The organism is Streptomyces sp. NPDC102451 (assembly GCF_044765485.1).
GTDB lineage: Bacteria > Actinomycetota > Actinomycetes > Streptomycetales > Streptomycetaceae > Streptomyces.
In genome coordinates, this window is record NZ_JBIWKD010000046.1 from 1 (window position 1) to 4,875 (window position 4,875).

Annotated in this window: 3 protein-coding genes and 4 pseudogenes; 1 reads left to right on the forward strand and 6 read right to left on the reverse strand. The window is 58.7% G+C overall.

The annotated features are described in order from the left end of the window. Positions 1–76: 76 nt before the first annotated feature. The 3 genes and pseudogenes from ACIRD8_RS37685 to ACIRD8_RS37695 form a co-directional block, all read right to left on the reverse strand. Positions 77–424, reverse strand: a pseudogene (locus ACIRD8_RS37685) (site-specific integrase); the annotation flags it as partial. Beyond that, on the reverse strand, positions 424–645 hold the full coding sequence (locus ACIRD8_RS37690) for a helix-turn-helix domain-containing protein (RefSeq protein ID WP_404002279.1): 222 nt from the start codon (positions 643–645) through the stop codon (positions 424–426). The gene ACIRD8_RS37690 and the pseudogene ACIRD8_RS37685, both read right to left, overlap by 1 nt. Beyond that, positions 642–836: pseudogene (locus tag ACIRD8_RS37695) on the reverse strand (replication initiation protein); the annotation flags it as partial. The gene ACIRD8_RS37690 and the pseudogene ACIRD8_RS37695, both read right to left, overlap by 4 nt. On the opposite strand from ACIRD8_RS37695, the pseudogene ACIRD8_RS37700 reads away from it, so the two are divergent. Next, positions 827–928 (forward strand): annotated as a pseudogene (locus tag ACIRD8_RS37700) (NUDIX hydrolase); the annotation flags it as partial. The pseudogenes ACIRD8_RS37695 and ACIRD8_RS37700 sit on opposite strands and share 10 nt — an antisense overlap. 379 nt (positions 929–1,307) lie before the next feature. On the opposite strand, the gene ACIRD8_RS37705 reads toward ACIRD8_RS37700, so the two are convergent. The 3 genes and pseudogenes from ACIRD8_RS37705 to ACIRD8_RS37715 all read right to left on the reverse strand — a co-directional run. Continuing rightward, complete coding sequence (locus tag ACIRD8_RS37705; RefSeq protein WP_404002282.1) at positions 1,308–3,866, reverse strand: NB-ARC domain-containing protein; 2,559 nt, start codon at positions 3,864–3,866, stop codon at positions 1,308–1,310. Between the two features lie 263 nt (positions 3,867–4,129). Next, the gene (locus ACIRD8_RS37710; protein WP_404002284.1) at positions 4,130–4,432 is read right to left on the reverse strand and encodes a hypothetical protein; all 303 of its coding nucleotides are present in this window, start codon (positions 4,430–4,432) and stop codon (positions 4,130–4,132) included. Beyond that, positions 4,429–4,797, reverse strand: a pseudogene (locus ACIRD8_RS37715) (UTRA domain-containing protein); the annotation flags it as partial. The gene ACIRD8_RS37710 and the pseudogene ACIRD8_RS37715, both read right to left, overlap by 4 nt. Between the last annotated feature and the right edge of the window lie 78 nt (positions 4,798–4,875).

Here is a 4,875-nt window from a genome sequence, read left to right on the forward strand (position 1 = left end):
ACTTCAGACGCACCGCTCGATCGGCTGCCTGCTGACGACGCGCCATCCCACACCTCGCTGATCACGAGGTGTTGCGACGACCAGTTGAATCCGCCCGATCGCCGAGCGCCGGAATGATCAGTGAGTTGATCAGAGATCGGTACGACGCCTGTGTCTTGTGCTTGAGCTGCGGTGAGACGGCGACGAGCCAGCGCGCCGACCAGTCGCGGACGGTCGTCTGTCCCTCCGCTGGGTCGAGCCAGCGGCCCTCTTCCAGCTCTATGCGCTTCCGTGACAGCCATCGGTCAGCGTCCGTCTTTGTGGCAAACGTTCGATCAGCGGAACGGAGCACGCCGTCCGGTCCCGGGTACCGAGCCTGAAAGCGGCCGGACGGCAGCTTGCGGATCCGGCCGAAGGCGCGGCGGGGCTTGCTCTTGCCGGCCATCAGGCAGCCCGACGGAACGGCGAGGTGGGCCGCAGGACGATGGGTTCCACCGTGTGAGCACTTACGTACTCGTCTACAGCACTCTCCCGGATCCGGACGTGTCGGCCGACCTTGACGAACGTGATGCGGCGTTCCTCGATGAGCCGGCGAGGGAAGCGGAGACCGGTGCCGAGGCGTTCGGCGACCTCATTCACGGTGAGCAGTCGGTCCGCCACGGTCACCACTCCCCCTCGTTGGCAGTGCGCTCCTTCAGCGCGTCTCGGGCGGTCTCGCGGTTGGTCTGGAGGTCACGGGCGATGGTGGCGGCGAGAGCGCCTTCACCGGGGGTGTGCCCGTGGCCGACGTACTGCCAGTCCGTCAGGACGAGGACAGTGTCCGGTTCACGGTCGGCCAGGCCGAGGACGGTCGCTTCCGGTCTACGCGGTCCGTCTCCTGGACGCCCTGGACGGCAACGGCCCTCATGTGCGGAGCCACGACGGCAAGCAGTTCATCACAGCGGGATAAGACTTTCTCTACTTCATCAAGGCGGCTCGCTCCGCTCGCCGCGCGCTCCCCGGCTCACCGCCGGGGCCTGACGCTCCTGCCTTCGGCCCGCTCTGGCCCCGGCTACGCCGGTCGCGCGGCTAGAGCGAGCCCCATGGTGGGATAGAAACCCGCTATGGCTGGGGCGGCCAGCTCCACGGCTTTAGCCACCTCCCCGGTTCGGGTCCCGCGTCGAGCAAGACCAGGGGGCCACTCGTTCAAATTCCGGGCAGGATCACAGCCTGCCCGAGTTGCCGATCAGCGTACGGCCCCCTGATCATGCTCGACCCCAAACCGGGCAGGACACCGGCCAAACCCGCTCCGCCGACCTACGTGGGCACCCCGATCCGCTCTCCCATGCCTAACCTAGCCATCTAAGAGCCGTGGCACGCGGGCCTTTCATTCCTCCTTCATCGGGATAAAAGGCGACAGCCACTCCAGAGTCAAGATAAGCCCAATCGCCTTCATTCATAAGATCACTCAGATGGAAAAAATAATCATTGCCCCAGGATCGAACGAACCCAAACTTCTTATCTTGGCGCACATTGGTCACCAACCCTACTCGCCTCCCGAGAGCGTCTGAATCAACAGCACGCAGGCGATCTTTCAGACGACTCAAAAGGGCATCAAGGCTTTCGAGCAAAAAATTCTCATCGATACGACGCATTAGCATTTCGCCAGAATCAATCAACTGGACGATTCGGTCCACTGGCTCACCGACAAGCATCTCGACCCGTCCTGATTCCACAAGCTCAACCGCAGCTTCAATGCATTCCACAGCACTGTCCAGTTCACCGCCATCGACCTTCCTTCCGGCACCGTAAACCCCCGCACGAACGCCTGTGGTCATGGCTATTGAACCGTCATGCAGATCGGGCTTCAACGTAATCGAATGAGAGGCGCTGGTCACCGCAGCCTCAAAATCCCGCAACTGAATATGCGCCCACGCGATTTCGTTTACAACCGCTGGCGGAACTTCGGCGAGAACCGCGGCCTTTTGCAGCCTCTCGAGGCCCAAAACAGGGTCTACCGCTTCATCCACGAGGAATGCACCATAAAGGTAATTCAAGGTGGGTGATTCAGGTGCTAGTTCAAATGCTCGTTCGTACGCGGCACGCGCTGCCGTAACATCACGTTGCCCAGCTTGAATAAAGGCCTCGACACGCCATGATTCGTGATATCCAGGCGAAAGTCTTTGTGCTTCATGGCAAACCAACAGAGCACCGTCAACGTCGCCACGTTCGTGGTGCCTCAGGGCATCGCGAAGCAGGCGAGCAGTACTAAAGTCTCCAGGCCCCTTGATATCGATCGTGCGAGGGTCGTACGGCGACGCCGTGCTTTCCACTTGTAGACGCATTCCCAAGTCCGCAAGATCACGACTTCGTCCTTCGAAAATCGCCCTGTCCAGCGACTGAACGGCGTGGCGCTTGTCGAGATACTGCTTTCCGAAATCCGTGAGCTGGTAAGCCGTCTCCGAAGATTGATCCATCGAGGTTCCCTGCATCTGAATAAAATTTGTCGTGATTAGTTCCAGCAGGCTCGACTGCATCTCTCCGGCAGAGTACTCGTTCAAGAAAGCCAGTTCAGCTTGACTGCGCCGCCCCGGCAGCACCTGCATCGACCGAAGAACAGCCCGCGCCTTTTCATTAAGATGCCCATAGACATTTGACATGCAAAAATCCAGGAGCAGATCATTCTCGTGCAGAAGTTCTTCCGGCCGTTTCCCTGCCTGGACCCCAGCGACGAACCACCTGATGTACGCGGGGTGCCCCTTCATCGCCTGCACCATTTTGGAAAGAACTGCTACTGGCAGACCTTGCAGGGCCTCCACGTTTCGCACTCGCGCCAGCTTCTGCAAGAGACGTGTTGAATCATCTCCAGACAAAGGCGCCAATGAAACAGGATTCTCGATCCCCAGCCCAATTCGACTAGTGATAATCACCTTACTACCCATGGGAAGGTCCAGCAAAAAATCACGCAGCCTTTGATCCAGGACTGTCTCCATGTTGTCAAGAATCAGAAGGACTTTAAAGTGCTCCAAATAGGAAAGAACCTCTCCTACTGGATCTACAGATTTTTTTGCAGTACTCCCACCCAACTGCTCAGCAGCTGATGCAAACAGACCCAAGGAATTCTCGATCGCACCGCTAATGCGCTGGATCTCATTCACGGTCAAAATTGTCGCCTTTGCCGTTACCCAGACGAAAGCGTCAAACGGATTCTTCGGGTCATCCAGAAGCTCGTAGGCAGCCTTCAGGGCAATTGAAGTTTTACCGATGCCCCCATCACCCAAAATTGAAACAACGGGATAAGCCCCCTTGATCGCTTTTTTGATTCGATCAAGCTCCTTTCGGCGACCAAAAAATCCTGTCTCGTCAAATTCTGGCGCAGGAAGGTTGTGCTGAGGGGCATTGTCAGGGTCCGCCACTAGGTCAATGGTGAGCCCAAGGACGTATGCGGGATTTTCTTCCAACTTGTAAATTGTGGTTTTCAAGCATTCCCACGAGGAGGGGGAGGCGGAGTAAACATTCTTAGATACATCATGCACGACAGCGAGGTCGTCAATTTCCATCGGCCGCGTATGAGCGACCCTGTTACGTACCTGAGTAAGCTTGTTCAGGTACGGCGCAAAAATCTTAAGAGACTCCTGAATTTCCTCCGCGAGCCGCACTTTAATACCCGATAGAACCTCATAGGCGTCGGCGAAATCCAAGTAGGGGGCAAGGCTGGAAATGTTGATATTTACCTGGTTACCGAGGTCTCGCGTCAGCCGAATTACTGCCTTCTCGTAGCGTGTCGCGTTGAGAATATCCTGAGCACTTTCTGTCTCCTCACATGCGCTCAAGATGATGCTGCGCAAATCTTCTTCCATTGAAGAAAGAAGCGCAAAACAGGTGAGTCGGGTAGCACTGGAGCTCATTTTCCCCCCACAGGAAATATCGGCGCATAGCGCTTTATGCGTCAGACTTCTTCCACCATAGAACAGCGTCGTATGACTCGCACCACAGTTGAAGGAATCCTCCCCTCTTGATGTTCAGACGGTCACAAGAGGCCCCTGCTGCACCGGTCCGCATGGTGGCAACAGGGTCGGCAGATGCGACGGGAGGGGTACCCGGATCTGTGCTGGGTACCCCTCCCGCGTAGAAGCAGGCGTCTGCGGCTGCCGTCGCACCGCGGCGTTCTTCACTCTGGTTGAGGCGCACTCAGCTCCAGGAAATGACACCGGCTGGTCGCAACGCGGAGCACGTCCCTCAGTGCGTCGGTCAGGTCGTGGCCCAGGCGGCGCCAGTCATTCAGGTCCGCGTCCTGGTCGGCGAAGGTTTCCGCAGCCAACTCCAGCAGTTCGGCAGCCATGTCGAGTTGGGCCGCTTCGATGTTGTCTGCCAGTCGAGACATGTAGCCGGCCGGGTCGTCGGTGCTCAGGTAGCAGGGCTTGTCCCCCGGGCCCGACCATGGGAGGAGCCGAAGTTCGTTCGGTGTTGTCATCCTTGGGTTGTCCTCTCTTCGAGCACGTGGTGGGCGGTGAAGATGGCGTCGACTCGGTCTCCCGGAAAGGCAAGGAGTGCGGCTTCAACGACGCGTCCGGTGGCGTCGGTGGCGACGCGCGTGATCGCGAGAACGGCGGTGTTGTTCCCGATCCGGAGCGCCGACGCCTCGTCTGGGGTGGGAGAGCGGGCGGAGACCGTCTCTCGGATGGTGGCCGGCGACGGGCCGAGGACAGCGAATCTTGTGACCGCTTCCCGGCACGTGGAATCGCCGTTGAACACTCCGACCGGGGCCAGGTCGCGCGGGATGTAGATGCGGGCCAGACCATGCGGCGACCCGTGCTCAAGGCTGAGAAGCCGTTTCTCTACCGGGCGTGATCGTTTGATTGTCGCTGGTCAGGCATGGTTTCGGAGGAGGTGAGGGAGAGTCTCGACGTTCTGTTC